The sequence below is a fragment of the Kitasatospora sp. NPDC056076 genome (assembly GCF_042266305.1).
Lineage (GTDB): Bacteria > Actinomycetota > Actinomycetes > Streptomycetales > Streptomycetaceae > Kitasatospora.
In genome coordinates this window covers 1-15,286 of the sequence record NZ_JBHJWG010000084.1, presented here as the reverse complement: position 1 = coordinate 15,286, position 15,286 = coordinate 1, and the positions used below count along the sequence as shown (strand labels likewise).

Here is a 15,286-nt window from a genome sequence, read left to right as displayed (position 1 = left end):
GGGCGTGCCCTCGCGGTGCGCCCCCGCCCCGGGGGCCACCCCCGCGCCCAACCCTCCCGCAGGTACGTCGCCTTGGCCGACGACACCACGTCACCACTCGCCATGGTCCTACATGCCTCCTATCCTCCTGCGCGTGAGCAACAGCGCCAGGAAGCCCCCGTCAACGCCACTCCACTCCGTGTCAGTCGCCGGAGCGGTCGTCCGCGAGGACGGGCGCGTGCTGGCGATCCGCCGTGCCGACAACGGCACCTGGGAGCCTCCGGGCGGCGTCCTCGAACTCACCGAGACCATCGAGGACGGCCTGCGCCGCGAGATCCACGAGGAGACCGGCCTCAGGGTCGGCGTCGACCGACTGACCGGCGTCTACAAGAACTTGACGCGCGGCATCGTCGCCCTGGTCTTCCGCTGCCACCCGGAGGACGGCGCCGAACGGCTCTCCCCCGAGTCCACCGCCATCGCCTGGTTCACCCCTGATGAGGTCATCGCCCGCATGAGCGAGGTCTATGCCGTCCGCATCCTCGACGCCCTGCACTCCGGCCCTCCGCACATCCGCTCCCACGACGGCCACCGTCTCACCGGCCCTGGCCACCTCGCGTAGGAAGTCGGCCCCGCCGACTTCCCACTCCTCCAGGGGGAACCGCCATGGACCCCCCCAACTCCCCCATCACCTGGCGCAAGAGCGCGTCCTGACCGATCCGGACCCGCCGGCCGATCTGCCTCTGGTCCGTGCTGCCGCTCCCGACGGGGACATCGAGTGCGAGGCGGCGTTGGCCATCGCGGGGGATGCCCGACTCGGAGCGGCTGGCGGGCAGTTCCGCCACCCCGCCCTACCGAGGATTTCCGGGTGACCTGACGCCGCGCCCGCCACGTCACCCGGTCCTCGACCTGGTGAATCGGCCTTCTTCCCCGTGCTCCGAGGCCTCCTGAACCGCCCGCGGGAATCCGTCCGTCAACCCGGGTGAACGGACGTACACGGCGGGCCGGCCGGTCGGGCAGACCGGCCGGCCCGCAGAACCCGGCAAGTCCAAGGAGCACGATGCAGTCGCCCGGCCCGATCCACCGCAGTACCCTGTTCGCCGTCGTCCTGGCGTTGTTGACCTGTCTGTTCGCGGCGTCGTCGACGACGGCAGCCCAGGCGAACACCGGGACGAACCGGCTCTTCCAGATCGACTGGAGCCTCGACGGGATCGTCCAGAACAACCCCTCCCAGGCCGCTGCGGACTACGACAGCGTGATCACCGAGCTGCGGGGTGCCGCCCGCGGCAACTCCGTCCTCATGGGGCGGATGGACGACACCGAGATCCGGCCCGACGACGACCGGCACCTCATCGAGGTCCGGCTCCAGCAGGGCGGCCAGCACATCGGCTCGGTCTACTTCCGCTCGGACAACCTGTACATCATGGGGATCTGGACCCCCAGCCAGAACTCCGGCTCGGTGAGCGGGATCCTCGGCTTCTCCGACCAGCGGGTGGCGTTGCAGCAGATCCTCGCACGGGCCGGGTACCAGCGGGCCGTCGGGAACCTCAACGTGGGGTCCAGCTACATGGCCCTGGGGAGCGCCGCCCGCGCGACCGTGCGCATGGGCGCCACCGAGATCGCCTTCGCCACCGGGCTGATCCACTTCTACGACAGCCACTCGACGGCCACCTCGGCCACGCTGCGCAACCAGAGCTACCTCGTCCTGATCCAGGCCCTCGCGGAGGCGGCCCGCTTCGAGGAGATCCGGGCGCACGTCAGCAACAACCTGCGTACCAGGGCGAACCAGCCGGTCCCCGCCGCCCTGATCAGCTGGGAGAACCAGTGGTCGGCGGTCTCCCGCTGGCTCCACCAGGTCATGCAGGACCCGTCGACCCCGCCGTTCGAGATCAACGGCACCACCTACCGGACCCCGCAGCTGTTGCTCGGCAGCCCCATTCCGGGCTACCCGAACCGGATCGGCTACCTCCTCGCCCTCGGTTCCTCCCGGTGAACTGACCCCGCAACACCACGGCGGGCGGCCCGTGCGGGGCCGCCCGCCGTCGCTCTCGGACACGGCCAGGTCAGCTGGTCCGGACCGGCTCGCAGTGGACGCACCTGCCCGCCGAGTACGGACGTCCACCGGGCCGGACGCCCCATCACGGGCCTCTTCGATCCGCCCCGCCCGCTGACGGGCGTCAGTGCCACGGGTCCCGGTAGGGGTTCTCGCCCAGCAGCGTGGCCGCGGCCACGCAGAGGTCTTCACCGAAGAGCTGATTGCTGCCCGATGCGAAGCCCCACAGGTCGGACGCGGCTTGGGCCACGGCGCGCCAGGAGTAGTCCTCGTCGCATCGCCACGTGCGGATCCGAGCGGCCATCTCCGGCGTGATCGTCGCTGGGTCGACGGTGTTGTGTGTCATGCCGGCGACCCTAGGGACGTTCCGATGACGGCGGCGACGGCTACGGCTACGGCTACCGGATGGGGAACACGCCAGGTCCCGGGGCCGGGACCTCCGCACCGCCCCGGTGGGCGCACGGGAAGTCGGCCCCGTCGACTTCCCGCTCCGGTCAGGATCCGGTGGGCAGGTGGGCGGCGACCTCGGCGAGGACCTGGGCGGCCGGTTCCGGGGTGGCCAGCCACTTGAGGTGGCTGCCGGTGAGGGTGCGGACGGCGTAGGGGTTCCCGGGCGTCAGGGCGTCGGCCTCGCGGATCATCCGGTCCTGCATGGCGAGCGGGATGCTGGCGTCCTCGGTGAGGCGGACGTACGTCCTGGGGATCCGGCCCCAGGTGTCGGCGCCGGCCCGGTCGTCGGCGGTGCCGGCGTCGAGGTTCTCGTCGGGCTGGAGGGTGTTGAGGAGGACCAGGAACTCCTCGTCCGTCCCGTCGGCGAACAGGGCCGCCTTGAAGGCCGCGAGGGCGGCGGGGTCGGCGGTGCGGAAGTTGGAGCGCAGCAGCCCGAGTTCGGCGGGGTTGCCGACCAGCGCGGCGGCCAGCGCGGCGGGGTCGACCTCGGCCATCTCGGGCTCGGCGTAGTAGGCGCTGACGTCGAGGTCGACGGGGCACCAGGAGGAGACGTAGACGAGGTGGTCGATCAGGTCGGGCCGCCGGTTGGCGGCGACGGTGGCCGTCAGGCCGCCGCGGCTGTGCGAGACCAGGACGACGGGGCCGTTGCGCTTGGCCCGCTCCAGGACCGCGATGAGGTGCGCGGCGTTGTCGGCGAGGGTGACGCCCTTGATGACGCCGGGCGTCGCGGCGAGCTCGGTGAGGTCCTGCGGCGCCTGGTAGGCGCGCGGGTAGGTCGCGGCGAAGCCGTGTCCGGGGAGGTCGACGGCGACCGAGCGGTGCCCGAGGAGGCCGAGTTCGGCCTGGAGCGGGGCGAAGGAGAAGGAGTTGGCGAACGCTCCGTGGACCAGGACGAACGTCGGCTGCATCTGGGCTACGACTGCCTTTCCGGGGCTGCGGCGGTGTCGGCGGGACGGGGCGGGGCGCAGCCACCGGGGTGGTGTGCGAACGGCCGCCCGCTGCCGGGGGTTCACCCTACTCGGCGAAGATCATCCGCACTAGCCCCGACCGGACGGGAGGGGCTGGGCTGGCAGGCCGGGCGGGGCCGGCCGTCAGGTCCAGGGTCGTCAGGTCCAGGGCAGGGAGGAGCGGGTGTGCCAGTAGGCCTCAGCGGGTTCGGGCATGGTGGCGAGGGTGGCGAGGTCGTCCGGGGTGGGGGTGAGGTGGGCGGCGGCGAGGTTGGAGGCGAGTTGGGCGGGGGTGGCGGCGCCGGACAGGACGACGTCGGCCCAGGGCTGGGCGGCGGCGGCCGCCAGGGCGAGGGCGTCGGGGGTGGTGGCGGTGCGGGTGGCGAGGGCGCGCAGGGCGGCGGTGTCGTCCCCGGTGGCGTTGCGGCCGGCCAGGCGGCCGTTGGCCATGCCCTCCTTGACCACGACCAGCCAGCCGGCCCGGTGGGCTTCGGCGAGGGCGGGGGCGGCGGAGGTCTCCAGCAGGTTCCAGGTGGCCTGGACGGCGCTGAACAGCGGCCGGCCGTCGACGGTGACGGCCAGGGCCCGGCGGATGGCCTCGGCCTGGGCGGGGCCGCTGGTGGACAGGCCGACCCGGACGCCCTCGGCGGCGAGGGCGGCCAGGCGCCGGTGCAGGGCGGGGTCGGTGAGGGCGGGGCTGTCGGTGGTGACCGAGTGGACCAGGTAGACGTCCAGGCGGGGGCCGAGCAGGGCGCGGGTCTCGCGGATCTGCCGGTCGTACACCGCCGTGGAGTGCTCCTTGACCTCGTGGGCGGTGACGCCGGTGGTGCGCCAGTCGGCCGTGTAGGTGTAGCCCCACTTGCTGCCGACCGTCACCTCGGCGGCGGCCTCGGGGTGTTCGGTGAGCCACTGGGCGAGGAACTCCTCGGCGCGGCCGTAGGAGCGGGCGGTGTCGAGGTAGCGCACCCCGGCGGCGTAGGCGGCGTCCAGGAGGGTGTGGGTGCGCTCGCGCAGGGCCTCGACGGTGCGTTCGGCGGGCAGGTCGGCCGCGCGCCCGAGGGTGATGTAGCCGGGCCGGCCGACCGCCGCGGTGCCCAGGCCCAGCCGGGCGCGGGCCGGGGTACTGGGGGTGGGAGCGGGGGCGGGTTCGGTCGGCATGCTGGCTCTCCTCGGGTGGCGCGACGGTGCTCACCTGGGACTTTAGGGGACCGCCCGCAGGGCCGTCGGCAGCGGGGCCGGGGCCGGGTGGGGCGCGACCGGGCAGGCCGGGGTCGGGCAGGCTGCGGCTGGGGTCGCGGCCGGGCCGGTCGGCTGGTCCAGGCGCAGCACGACGTTGACGTAGTCCCGCGGTTTGCCCGGCCAGTGCCGGTCGTTGCTGGTGAGCAGCCGGCTGCGCACGCCGTCGCGTTCGGTGAGCGGTCCGGGGGTGGTGCGCAGGTTGGGTTGCCAGTCGCGGCCGCGCGGGCGGTGTTCGAGGGTGAGGGTCCAGTGCTCCCCGTCCACCTCCAGGACGGCGCCGGGGCGCCCGGGCAGCACCCGGGTGCCGTACGGGCCGCGGACGACCGCCCGTTGGGCGAAGTCGGCGTTGCAGCCGACCACGGTGATGCGCCAAGCGCCGTGGAACCTGAGCACGTTCGCCTCCCGCCCTCGCGGCGCGCCGTCGGCGACACGCCTCCGTCGGGGTCAACGGATGCGGGGCGTGCGGAGGATCAAACGGAGGGTGACCGGACGGCTGCCGGGCGTGTCGGCGGGGCGGTGTGGGCGGTGCGGGCGGTGTGGGCGAGCGGCGGGTAGCCGTGGGCGGTGAGGACGAGGTCGGCGTAGCGCGGGTCCTCCAGCGGGACGCCGTGGCGGCGCAGCAGGTCGAACAGCTGGGCCAGGTGGCGGGGTTCGGTGCCGCGCGGCAGTCCGTCGGGGGTGGTGCCGAGGACGCCGAGGACGGGGCCGTGGACGCGGTCCGCCTGGGAGGCGGCGGTCGAGGAAGCGGTGGCCGTCCGGACCGTCCGGGCCGTGCGGGCGGTCCGGACGGTCCGGGCGGGGACCAGGCGCAGCAGGAGGACGAGCCGGGCGGCGCCGGAGTCGGGGTCCTCGTCGGTCTCCATGGTGAGGGCGACGATGTCCTGCCAGCGGTAGTGGCGCGGGAGGAAGGCCCGTACCAGGGTGAGGCCTTCGGTGTCGGCGCGCAGCCAGAAGCCGTAGGGGACGGGCAGGGCGACGCCGAGGACGGCGGTGCCGGAGAGCAGCAGGGCGGGGACGGCGCCGAGGCGGGCGGCGACGCCGGTCCGGGCGAGGACGATGCCCATGGCGAGGGCGAGGACGCAGCCGACGGGTGCTCCGGCGGCCCGCCACAGGAAGGCCAGCCGGACGGTCTGCGGTCGACGTCGCGGCCGTGGCAGTGCCTGTGACTGCGCCTGCGCCTGCGCCTGCGCCTGTGCCTGCGGTAGTGGCTGTGGCTGTGGCTGTGCTGGCGGTGCGGTCTGCCCGCGCGGCGTGGTGTCCACGGGTGCCCCCTTCTCGCGTCGTGCCGTCGGGGGTCGGGCCGGTCGGGCTGTCCCCCGCCGGGCGGCGGTACGGCGGTGCGGCACGGCGGGCTGCGGCACGTCGGGGTGGGGCGGGCGTGGTGCGGGTGCCCGGGTCCGGTGTGTCGACGCCGTGCGGTCTCGCGGGAGTCGGCCCTTCCCGGCCGGGGCGCCGAGGTCGGTCGGGCGGTCCGGTGGAGACGTCAAGTGCCGCCGGTACGGGCTGATGTGAGGATTCGTCAGCTCTGGTCGGCGGCGCCTGTGGGCCTGTTCGTCCAGGATGTCAGCCGACGCTACGCGGGTCAACTGGCGTTGACTGCGGGTATCTTCTGATCCATGCCAGCTGATGCCGTTCGGCTATCGTGACCTGGCCGGCCCTGTCCGTCCGCCGAGGTCGCGGCCGGAGGGCCCGGGCGTGAGAAAGGTGGGGCATGACGGAGTCGACGGGGGACGGCGTTCAGGCGGGACCGGAGGGCGCTCCACCGGAGCCCGCCCAGGACGGCACCGGGAACGCGGACACGGGAACGGACCCGGGAACGAATGCAGGCACGGACCCGGGCACGGACCCGGACGCGGGCGCCGGCACGGAGACGGACGGCCCCGCGAGCACGGAGGCCGGCGGGCTGTCGGTCCGGATCGAGGCCCTGTTCCACACCGTGCGCCGCCCCGACCGCGAGCAGTACACCAACGAGGAGGTGGCCCGGGCCTGCCGGGAGGCGACCGGGGAGTCCTTCTCCACCACCTACCTGTGGCAGCTGCGCACCGGGCGCCGGGACAACCCGACCAAGCGCCACCTGGAGGCGCTGGCCCAGTTCTTCCAGGTCCCGCCCGCGTACTTCTTCGACGAGCAGCAGGGCGCCGAGATCGCCAAGGAGCTGGCCCTGCTCGGCGCGCTGCGCGACGCGGGCGTGCGCAGCCTGGCGCTGCGGGCGGTGGGCCTGTCGCCGGAGGGCCTGGACACCGTCAGTGAGCTGGTCGACGTGATCGCCCGCCGGGACGCGGCGCGCAAACGCCCCTCGCCCTGAGCGCGGGCCGCGCAACCCCGCAGGGCCGTCGGAGCACGGGGCGGGCGGGCCGCGGGGCGGGCGCAGGAGCGTCGGAGGCCCGTGCGGAGGCGCCGACGGAGGAACCGTAGGGGTGGAGCGGTGAGGGGAGCTCGGGTTGTGGGGTGACTTGTGGGGCGGCCGGGGCTACCGGTCCACGCTGCGGCGCTGTCGCCGGATGGCCGAACAGCTGGAGCTGCCGCGCCCGTTCGACCCGGTGGTGCTGCTGGAGCAGCTGGCGGTGCGGCGCGGGCGGCCGATCGAGCTGCTGCCGGTGCCCGCCCGGCCGCACGCCCCCTGCGGGCTGCTGGTCTCCACCGTGGAGGCGGACTACATCCTGTACGCGGCGGACACCGGCGTGCTGCACCAGCGGCACATCCTGGTGCACGAGATCGCGCACCTGCTGCTCGACCACGCCGGCTCCGCGCCGCTGGCCCCGGCCGCCGCACTGCTGCCCAACCTCTCCCCCGCGCTGGTGCAGCGGGTGCTGGGGCGCACCAGCTACGACGAGCCGCAGGAGCGGGAGGCGGAGCTGCTGGCCTCGCTGATCCTGAGCCGGGCGGAACGGGCCGACGCCGCCGACCAGTCGGGGACCGGGCCGACGCCGGCCGGCGGGTCGCTGGACGCGCTGGGCGTCCTGCTGGCCGCCCGGCGGCACGGCGGCCCCGCCCGGCAACCCGAACCCGCCCGGGAAGCCGAACCCGCCCGGGAGTCCGACGGCGGGCCGGGAACCGACGGGCCGAACGACGACACACCGCAGGACCGCAGGCCCCAGGGGCGCCGGCCGTGAGCGAACTCGCCCTCTACCCCGTCGGGTTGTTCTTCGTCCTCAGCTCCGCCCACTTCTCCCGCAGCCGGATCGACTCCCGCGCCGCCGCCCGTTTCACCTGCTACGGCACGGCCCTGCTCGGCACCGCCCTGCTGGTGCTCGCCCCGCCGACCGTACGGGCGGTGCAGGGCACGGGGGTTCCGGTGCTGGCGGTGCTGGTGATCGTGCTGGGCGACGGGCTGCGCGACGGCGCGGCCGCGGCGATGCGGCTGCTCGTGCCGGCGCTGCGGGCGGCCGATGCCGCGAGCACGGCCGGTGCCGACACCGCCGCTGAGCCCGCCGCCGGTACGGCCGCCGCCGAGCCCGCCGCCGAGCCCGTACGGCGGGAGGTGCGGGGCGGACTGGCCCTGCTGGCCGGGGTGCTGGGGCTGCGGCTGGCGCTGATCACCGCCGCCGCGCCGGGCCTGGCGGGCGAGGACCTGACCGTCGGCCCCGAGCTGTCCGCCCGGCTGGCGCTGGCCGGGTACACCGCCGTGGGCATGCTGCACACCGCGGTGTGCCTGACGGTGCTGCTGCGCGAGCTGGCCCGGCGTGCCCGCGCGGCCGGCCCCGGGCGGCTGGGCACCGGGCTGCGGCTGCTGGCCGGCGGGCTGGTGGCCGGGCTGCTGTGGAACGCCTGGAGCATGGACGACGTGCTGCGCGCGGCCGTCACCGGCAGCCAGGACGGCCCCGAGGACCTCCTGTGCGCGGTGCTGGGCGGGCTGTGCGCGGCGCTGATCGCGGCCGGCCTGGGCAGCACCCTGTGGCCCGCGGCGACCGGGGCGGTACGCGGCTGGCTGCGCGCCCACCGCCGCTACCGGGCGCTCACCCCGCTCTGGCGCGACCTGCACACCGTGCTGCCGGAGATCGCCCTGGACCCGGCCCGCCGGCTGCCGCTGCCCCCGCGCGACCCCCGGTTCGCGCTCTACCGGCGGATCATCGAGATCCACGACGCCCGCCTGATCCTGCGCCAGCACCTGGACCCGCGCACCGCGCAGTGGCTCGACCGCGCCACCCGCCGCTTCCCGCCGCCCTCCGACCACGCCGCCGCCACCGCCGAGGCCGCCTCGCTGGCCGCCGCCCTGGAACTGGCCGCGGCCGGCACCCTGCCCGGGCCCGCCGCCGCACCGGAGACCGCCGCACCCGCCACGGCCACCACACCCGCCACGACCACGACGGACACCATGGACGGGGAAGCCGACCACCTCGCCCACCTGGCCCGGGTCTACGCCACCTGCCCGGCCGTCGCCGAGGTCCGCACCCGCGCCCGCGCCGAACGCGCCCGCGCCACGACGGCCCTGCCGTAGCCTGCCGTCCGTGGAGAGCGAGGGAGGGGAAGTGGGCGACGGGCGTGGGCCCTGCTCCCGGCGGGGGCTTCATGAGTAGGCGTCGCTACGTGGCCAGGGGCGTGCCCGGTGGCTACCGCATCTGGGACAACCGGGGGCGCCGGTGGTGGGGCGACCTCTACGAGCTCTGCCCCGACGACCTCACCGCCGAACTGAACGGCGGGGCCGCCCCGGAGAGGCTCACCGCCCTCCTCAAGCGGTACCGGGCCCAGAAGCGTTAGCAGCCCACCACCGGCCCCGTCACCGGCCCCAGCCCCACCGGAGCATTTCGAACAGCAGCCACACGAGCAGGAGCGGGACCATGGCGAGCGGGCCGGGCCCCCTCCACCGGGACAGGCTCGCTTTCCTCCGCCGGGGCGGACTCGGACTCCTCCACCGGGACGGTTCCCGGGTGCCACCGGAAGTGCAGCCAGAGCTCGCCCGGAGCGGTGGCCATCGAGTCCAGGCGCAGCCGCCGGTCCGCCTCGTTCGTGAAGCGCGGCGCCGCCCAGTGCATGGACACCGTGGCGATCGGAGTCTCGTTCGCCGGGGCGCCCCGGGGGGCTATCGACCAGCTGGAACCCTCCATCTGGTACGGGTAGTTGACGGCCTCGTCGACGAGCTCGCCCAAGGTGCTCGCTCCGTCGACGGTGAAGTCCCAGTGGTGGGGTGGGTCGTCTCCCGGGTGCACGCTGTCGCGCGTCAGGATCACTCGCATGCCCGGCACGCTAGCCCGGCGCACCGGTTATCGTCAATCTGACATAAACCTCTCGGTGAATCCCCTTCCACCTCCTCGGTGAACCTTCCCGGCCGCAGCACCGGCCCGTGCGTCAGTCCCACCAGAAGCCCCAGTGGACGGCGTCGACCAGTTCCTCGGCGTAGCCGGCCAGGCCCTCCTCGGCCTGGAAGAGGTTGTCCGGGCAGAACGCGGCGTGCTCGGCCGCCACCAGCAGCGCATCCTCCCGGCTCCTCGGCGGCGCCGCGACGCTCAACTCCAGTGAGTCGGCGCCCACTCCGACGAGGCGGGCGCCGAAGCGGTGCTGCCAGCTGTGCAGCACGGCGGCGATCTCGCCGGTGTCGCCGTGGCCGTTGGTGCCGTTCCAGCCGCAGGCGGCCAGCGCGTGGGCGCCGTCGTCCGCGCGGACCAGGCCGATCCTCAGCGCGGGGCGGGCGCGCAGCAGTTGGCGGGCCAGGCGGTCGGCGCACTCCTGCGGATCGCGCCGCGGCGCGGGGGCGGGGGCGGGGCCGGGCCAGGTGTCGCCGAAGGGGGCCAGCGTCTCCAGCAGGTCGGCCCGGTCCTGCGGGTCCCCGCTGGGGCACCACAGCACCGACTTCTCCCACCACCCACGCAGCAGGGCCGCCACCTCGTACCGGTCCGACCGGAACTCCCCCGGCCCACCGGGTTCGCCGGGTTCGAGCCTCAGGTCCGACACCTCCAACTGCGTGGCGTCGCTGCCGGGCGCCAGCAGCAGCGGCCACCGCCCCGACTCCGCGTGCTCCCGGCGCAGCCGCTCCCACGTGCCCTCGGGCGCCGGCCCGTCGCTCACCCACAGCGACGGTACGACCTGACGCCCCGGCAGCAGTGGCGCCGTACGGCGTTCGGCACTGCGGTCGGGGAAGCGTCGGCGCAGGTCGCGGAGCAGCTGGGAATCGATCATGCGCCCACGGTAGGGGTACGCACCGACAACGTCCCCGGGGGCCGCCGTGGGGCCGTTCGATCGAATCTGTTGGCGGGCCGTTCCCGGACGGCCCGGGCGGCCATAGGCCGAGGCTATGAATGGGTCGCCCGACCCCTCAGGACATCGACCTCAGGAGAGACATGACGCACCGCATCGCCAGGGCCGGTCTCGGCACGGCCGCCGCGCTGATCACCCTTCTCACCGCCGCCCCCGCCGCGACCGCCACGCCGACCACCGGATCCGCCGGACCCGTCGCCCGGGACCGGGTCATCACGCTCATCGGCCGTCTCGCGCAGCAGTCGTTCTTCCCCGTCAACCCAGGAGGGGCCCCCGCCCAGGGCGACCGGACCGTCTTCCGCTCGGTGCTCTCCGATCTGGACGGCAACCAGGTCGGCGAGACCGGCGGCACGTGCACCACCACCCGCACCGACAACGGCGGCGCGGAGGAGTGCACCGTGACCTACACCCTCCCGGGCGGCCAGATCACCGCCCAGGGGATGGTCTTCGGCCGGCTCAACCCGGGCCCGCCGCCCTCCTTCGACAACGCGATCACCGGCGGCACCGGGGACTTCGACCGCGCCCGCGGCTCGATCCACGCCGACACGGTCGCCCCGGGCACGAGGCGCTTCACGATCGACCTCGACCGCTGACCGCCTGCGGCCGTCTGCCGTCTGCCGACCGGCGGACGGCCGCAGACGGTCGGGCGTGCGGTGACGCGCGGGGCCTGCCGGTGAGGACCGGTGACGCTCAGGAGTGCCCGACGACAAGCCGCACCAGCGCGACGGCGTCCCGGAGGCTGAGGCCGGGGTGCGCGCGGCGCAGTTCCCGGACGGCCTTGACCTCGGCCGTGCGGGGGTCGATCCCGGCGTGGGCCAGGACGTTGCGGGCCCAGTCCACCGGGGTGGGGGCGGCGGCCGGGACGAAGTCCTCGACGATCCGCAGGGCCCGGCGCAGGCCCGGCTGTTCGACCTGGTCGGCGGTGTCCAGGGCGGCGCGCAGGGCGGCCTTGAGCGGGTCGAGGCCGGCCGGCTGCGAGGGGCCGGGGAGGGGGACGAGCATGGTGGTACCTCTTTCTTCCTTCATTCGGGGTCAGTAGGCGCTCTTGGCCAGCCGCTTGCGCTCGCGTTCGGACAGGACGGAGCCGGACTCCTTGCGGGCCATCCGGCGCAGCAGGCCGGGGGCCAGCAGGAAGCCCGCCACCGCCCAGCACAGCAGCACGCCGGCGATCGGCAGGTGTTGCCAACTACCGGACACCTCAAGGGCCTTGGCGCTGTCGGGCAGCAGGGCGGAGCGCACGCCCTGGGCGATCCAGCGCAGCGGGAAGAGGGAGCCGACGGTCTGGAGGGCGGTGGGCAGGTTGCGCAGCGGGGCGAAGGCGCCGGAGATGAACATCAGCCCGAGCATGGGCATCATGTACAGCGCGAGGGCCTCGCGGGCCGGGGGCAGCAGGGCGCCGATCGCGGCGCCCATCGGGACGACGGCGGCGGTGCCCAGCAGCAGGGTGAGGGCCAGGGTGAGCCACTGTCCGGGGGTGGCGGGCAGGTCGGCGTGCAGCAGCAGGGCGCCGCCGACCAGCAGCAGCAGGATGGAGGCGCCCATGGTCACCAGGACGAAGAGCGCCTTGGCGACCAGGTAGGCGGGCATCGCGCCGGGGACGCCGCGCAGGCGCAGCAGGGTGCCGTCCTCCCGGTCGCCGGAGAGGAACTGGGGGACGGTCATGAGGCCGAACATGAAGACGGTGGAGGCGATGCCGCCGGCCAGGCTGAGCTGGGTCAAAGCGTCTCCGGAGCCAGTGCCACCGGAGCCGGAGCGCCAGTAGGAGATGGCGAGGAAGACCAGCGGGGTGGTCAGGTAGGAGTAGAAGTCCTTGCGGCTGCGCAGGAGTTGGCGCAGTTCGACGGCGCCGCGGCGCAGGCCGAGGACGTAGGGGTTCACGGGGGTCACGGCGTCTCCGCGGGCTCGGCGGGTTCGGCGGGTCGGGCGTCGCCGACCATGCCGAGGTAGGTGTCCTCCAGGCTGGGGCGGCGCACTTCCAGGTCGGGGATCGGTCCGCCGAGCCGCCGGTGCAGGTCCCAGACCGCCCGGGAGGGGTCGGCGGTGCGCAGGCTGCGCGGGGTGCCGTCGGGGTCGCTCCAGCGCACCTCGGACTCGGCCCGGGCGGCTTCGGCGAGTTCGGCGAGGGTGCCGCAGGCGGTGAGGCGGCCGGCTTGCAGGATGCCGATCCGGTCGGCCAGTTGCTGGGCCTCGGTGAGGTCGTGGGTGGTGAGCAGGATGGTGGTGGCGCGTTCGTCGCGCAGTTCGCGCAGCAGGGCGTGGAAGTCGCGGCGGGCCTCGGGGTCGAAGCCGGCGGTGGGTTCGTCGAGGAAGAGCAGGTCGGGGCGCCCGACCAGGCCGAGGGCCACGTCCAGGCGGCGGCGCTGTCCGCCGGAGAGGGTGGCGGCGGTGCGGTCGGCCTGGTCGGTGAGGCCGACCCGGGCCAGCAGTTCGGCGGGCGCGTAGGGGTCGGGGTAGTAGCGGGCCAGGTGGCCGAGCAGTTCGCCGACGCGCCAGCGGCCGTGGTCGCGGCTGGACTGCAGGACGATCCCGATCCGGGCGCGCCAGGCGGGGTCGTCGCGGGCCGGGTCCTGTCCGAGGACGGTGACCTGGCCGGCGGAGCGGCGGCGGTAGCCCTCCAGGATCTCGATGGTGGTGCTCTTGCCGGCGCCGTTGGGGCCGAGCAGGGCGAAGAGTTCGGAGCGTTCCACCCTGAGGTCCAGGCCGTCCAGGACATCCCGGCTGCCGTAGCGCATCCGCAGTCCGGACGTCAGGATCGCCGCTTCTCCCCCGGGCCGTTCGTCTCCGGAGCGGTCGACCGTGCCCGCCCGTGGCGTCGTCGTCCCGGTCATGTCCTTGCCTCCCCCGTGCACATGCCCGCCACGCTAGTACTTGCCCGGCGGGAAAGTAAATGCCAGGATCTCCGGTGCTGTCAGGAGCCTTTCGGGAACGGGGAGTTGGAGCACCAGGTGAGCGTTCACGGCATCGCCCCCGAGGACGCCCTCGCGTCCTTGCGCACCGCGCACCGGGCCCGGGCGGCGGCCCGGCGGCCCAATCCGCTGCCCCCCTGGTACCCGGCCACGGCCGCGGGCCTGTTCGGGGCGGGGTTCGCCGGGACCGGCGTCTCGGCCCTGCTGCCGGAGCGGCTGTGGCTCGCCACCGCCCTCGTGCAGCTGGCCGCGGCGCTGCTGCTGGTGGGCCACGTGGTGGTCAGCCACCGGGTCGAGCACCGGCCGGGCATCGTCCCCACCCTGTCGTACCCGGGCGCGGCGCTCCAGCTGCTGCCGCTGCTCGCGGCCGGGGCGCTGGCCCTGCCGTTCGGCCTGCCCGGGTTCCTGCTCGCCCTCGGCCTCACCGGCGGCCTGACCCACTTCCTGCTGCTGCGCCGCAAGCGGGCGACCGGGGCGGCCGGAACAGCCGGGACGGGCGCCGCGTGAGCGCCGACCCGCCGCCGGAACCGGCCTTCGACGAGCTGATCCACCAGCCCACCCGGCTCGCCGTGGTCGCCTTCCTGTCCGGCTGCGCCGAGGCGGAGTTCCGCGCCGTACGGGAGGGCTGCGGGGTCTCGGAGTCGGCGCTGAGCAAGGTGGCCGCCACCCTGGAGGCCGCCTCCTACGTCAGGCTGCGCCGCGGCTACGTCGGCAAGCGCCCCCGCACCTGGCTGCGCCTGACCCCCGAGGGCCGCCGCGCCCTGGCCGCCCACCTCGCCGAACTCCAGCGCATCGCCGCCTCCGCCACCGCCCTCGGCGCCGCCCTGCACCACGCCCCGGCCGAGGGCTGACCCCGGGCGGTCGTACGGAACGGCATCGGGGGGAAGGTGAGCCCACCCCTTTGGCTCTTCCCCGGGTGGGGTGGGTGTTCCCGGGCCCGGCGGGGTGTTCCCGGGCCCGGCGGGGCGGCCGGGGGCTGTCGGTGGGAGGGAATATCGTCCGTCTTCGTCGAGGGTGTCGATCCGCGCGGGCGCCGTTCGACCTTGGGGTGGAGAGGGTCGGAAAGGCGGCCCCCGTCGAAGGAGGTTTGTGATGGCGAAGTACATGCTGATCATGCGGGGCACGGACGAGTCCATGGCCAAGATGATGGAGACGCCCTTCGAGGAGATGCTGGAGACCGTGGGGCGCTTCAACGAGGAGCTGATCCGGGCCGGCGTGCTGGTGGCCGCCGAGGGGCTGGACGACCCGTCGCAGGGCGTGGTGGTCGACTTCGACGGGGAGGCGCCGGTGGTCACCGACGGCCCGTACGGGGAGACGAAGGAACTGTTCGGCGGCTTCTACCTGATCGACGTGGCCTCGAAGGAGGAGGCCGTGGAGTGGGCCAAGCGGCTGCCGGCCCTCCCCGGTTCCAAGTGCGAGGTGCGCCGGGTGCCGGGCATCGAGGAGTTCCCGCAGGACAACGAGTGGATCGTCAAGGAGCGGGCCTGGCGCGAGCGGACCGGCCAGCTCTGATGCCCGCAGCC

20 protein-coding genes are annotated in these 15,286 nt (G+C 74.7%); 10 read left to right on the top strand and 10 right to left on the bottom strand.

Features of this window, described 5'->3' with window-relative positions:
* Positions 1-121 precede the first annotated feature (121 nt).
* Together ACFC1T_RS37200 and ACFC1T_RS37195 are read left to right on the top strand one after the other, a co-directional pair.
* Entirely contained in the window at positions 122-598 is a 477-nt protein-coding gene (locus ACFC1T_RS37200; protein WP_375896895.1) for an NUDIX hydrolase, read from the top strand.
* A 438-nt stretch (positions 599-1,036) separates the two neighbouring features.
* Positions 1,037-1,969: a ribosome-inactivating family protein gene (locus ACFC1T_RS37195; protein WP_375896892.1), complete on the top strand. Its 933-nt coding sequence runs from the start codon at positions 1,037-1,039 to the stop codon at positions 1,967-1,969.
* Positions 1,970-2,153: 184 nt separating this feature from the next.
* Here the strand turns inward: ACFC1T_RS37195 and ACFC1T_RS37190 are convergent, their stop codons facing one another.
* From ACFC1T_RS37190 to ACFC1T_RS37170, 5 genes are all read right to left on the bottom strand, one after another.
* The gene (locus tag ACFC1T_RS37190; RefSeq protein WP_375896889.1) at positions 2,154-2,375 is read right to left on the bottom strand and encodes a hypothetical protein; all 222 of its coding nucleotides are present in this window, start codon (positions 2,373-2,375) and stop codon (positions 2,154-2,156) included.
* 148 nt (positions 2,376-2,523) lie between these two features.
* Positions 2,524-3,387 carry an alpha/beta fold hydrolase gene (locus tag ACFC1T_RS37185; protein ID WP_375896887.1) on the bottom strand — a complete coding sequence of 288 codons (864 nt, stop codon included), beginning with the start codon at positions 3,385-3,387 and terminating at the stop codon, positions 2,524-2,526.
* A gap of 198 nt (positions 3,388-3,585) precedes the next feature.
* Positions 3,586-4,584: an aldo/keto reductase gene (locus ACFC1T_RS37180; protein ID WP_375896885.1), complete on the bottom strand. Its 999-nt coding sequence runs from the start codon at positions 4,582-4,584 to the stop codon at positions 3,586-3,588.
* Between the two features lie 42 nt (positions 4,585-4,626).
* A complete protein-coding gene (locus ACFC1T_RS37175; RefSeq protein WP_375896882.1) occupies positions 4,627-5,058 on the bottom strand; it encodes a hypothetical protein in 432 nt (143 codons plus the stop codon).
* A 77-nt stretch (positions 5,059-5,135) separates the two neighbouring features.
* Complete coding sequence (locus ACFC1T_RS37170; RefSeq protein WP_375896879.1) at positions 5,136-5,927, bottom strand: hypothetical protein; 792 nt, start codon at positions 5,925-5,927, stop codon at positions 5,136-5,138.
* A gap of 449 nt (positions 5,928-6,376) precedes the next feature.
* On the opposite strand from ACFC1T_RS37170, the gene ACFC1T_RS37165 reads away from it, so the two are divergent.
* The 4 genes from ACFC1T_RS37165 (at position 6,377) to ACFC1T_RS37150 (ending at position 9,363) form a co-directional block, all read left to right on the top strand.
* On the top strand, positions 6,377-6,970 hold the full coding sequence (locus ACFC1T_RS37165; protein WP_375896876.1) for an XRE family transcriptional regulator: 594 nt from the start codon (positions 6,377-6,379) through the stop codon (positions 6,968-6,970).
* 196 nt (positions 6,971-7,166) lie between these two features.
* Positions 7,167-7,778 (top strand): ParH-like protein, encoded by a 612-nt coding sequence (locus tag ACFC1T_RS37160; RefSeq protein ID WP_375896873.1) that lies wholly within the window; start codon positions 7,167-7,169, stop codon positions 7,776-7,778.
* Complete coding sequence (locus tag ACFC1T_RS37155) at positions 7,775-9,103, top strand: MAB_1171c family putative transporter (RefSeq protein WP_375896870.1); 1,329 nt, start codon at positions 7,775-7,777, stop codon at positions 9,101-9,103. The genes ACFC1T_RS37160 and ACFC1T_RS37155 overlap by 4 nt, the downstream gene beginning before the upstream one ends.
* A 71-nt stretch (positions 9,104-9,174) precedes the next feature.
* A complete protein-coding gene (locus ACFC1T_RS37150) occupies positions 9,175-9,363 on the top strand; it encodes a hypothetical protein (protein WP_375896868.1) in 189 nt (62 codons plus the stop codon).
* Here the strand turns inward: ACFC1T_RS37150 and ACFC1T_RS37145 are convergent.
* Entirely contained in the window at positions 9,360-9,839 is a 480-nt protein-coding gene (locus ACFC1T_RS37145) for a hypothetical protein (RefSeq protein ID WP_375896865.1), read from the bottom strand. The genes ACFC1T_RS37150 and ACFC1T_RS37145 overlap by 4 nt on opposite strands.
* Before the next feature lie 112 nt (positions 9,840-9,951).
* Complete coding sequence (locus tag ACFC1T_RS37140; protein ID WP_375896862.1) at positions 9,952-10,779, bottom strand: DUF4253 domain-containing protein; 828 nt, start codon at positions 10,777-10,779, stop codon at positions 9,952-9,954.
* 161 nt (positions 10,780-10,940) lie between these two features.
* Between ACFC1T_RS37140 and ACFC1T_RS37135 the strand changes: the two genes are divergently transcribed.
* A complete protein-coding gene (locus tag ACFC1T_RS37135; protein WP_375896859.1) occupies positions 10,941-11,450 on the top strand; it encodes a hypothetical protein in 510 nt (169 codons plus the stop codon).
* A 97-nt stretch (positions 11,451-11,547) separates the two neighbouring features.
* Here the strand turns inward: ACFC1T_RS37135 and ACFC1T_RS37130 are convergent, their stop codons facing one another.
* From ACFC1T_RS37130 to ACFC1T_RS37120, 3 genes are read right to left on the bottom strand one after another with little or no spacing between them, the layout of a single operon-like run.
* Positions 11,548-11,859 (bottom strand): hypothetical protein, encoded by a 312-nt coding sequence (locus ACFC1T_RS37130; protein ID WP_375896856.1) that lies wholly within the window; start codon positions 11,857-11,859, stop codon positions 11,548-11,550.
* Between the two features lie 30 nt (positions 11,860-11,889).
* Positions 11,890-12,744: an ABC transporter permease gene (locus ACFC1T_RS37125; RefSeq protein ID WP_375896853.1), complete on the bottom strand. Its 855-nt coding sequence runs from the start codon at positions 12,742-12,744 to the stop codon at positions 11,890-11,892.
* Positions 12,741-13,685: an ABC transporter ATP-binding protein gene (locus ACFC1T_RS37120; protein ID WP_375896850.1), complete on the bottom strand. Its 945-nt coding sequence runs from the start codon at positions 13,683-13,685 to the stop codon at positions 12,741-12,743. The genes ACFC1T_RS37125 and ACFC1T_RS37120 overlap by 4 nt, the downstream gene beginning before the upstream one ends.
* 117 nt (positions 13,686-13,802) lie before the next feature.
* Here ACFC1T_RS37120 and ACFC1T_RS37115 point away from each other — a divergent pair, with 117 nt between their 5' ends.
* From ACFC1T_RS37115 to ACFC1T_RS37105, 3 genes are all read left to right on the top strand, one after another.
* Complete coding sequence (locus ACFC1T_RS37115; protein WP_375896848.1) at positions 13,803-14,270, top strand: hypothetical protein; 468 nt, start codon at positions 13,803-13,805, stop codon at positions 14,268-14,270.
* Entirely contained in the window at positions 14,267-14,614 is a 348-nt protein-coding gene (locus ACFC1T_RS37110; protein WP_375896845.1) for a transcriptional regulator, read from the top strand. Before ACFC1T_RS37115 ends, ACFC1T_RS37110 begins: the two co-directional genes overlap by 4 nt.
* 241 nt (positions 14,615-14,855) lie before the next feature.
* Positions 14,856-15,275: a YciI family protein gene (locus tag ACFC1T_RS37105; RefSeq protein ID WP_375896843.1), complete on the top strand. Its 420-nt coding sequence runs from the start codon at positions 14,856-14,858 to the stop codon at positions 15,273-15,275.
* Positions 15,276-15,286: the final 11 nt, after the last annotated feature.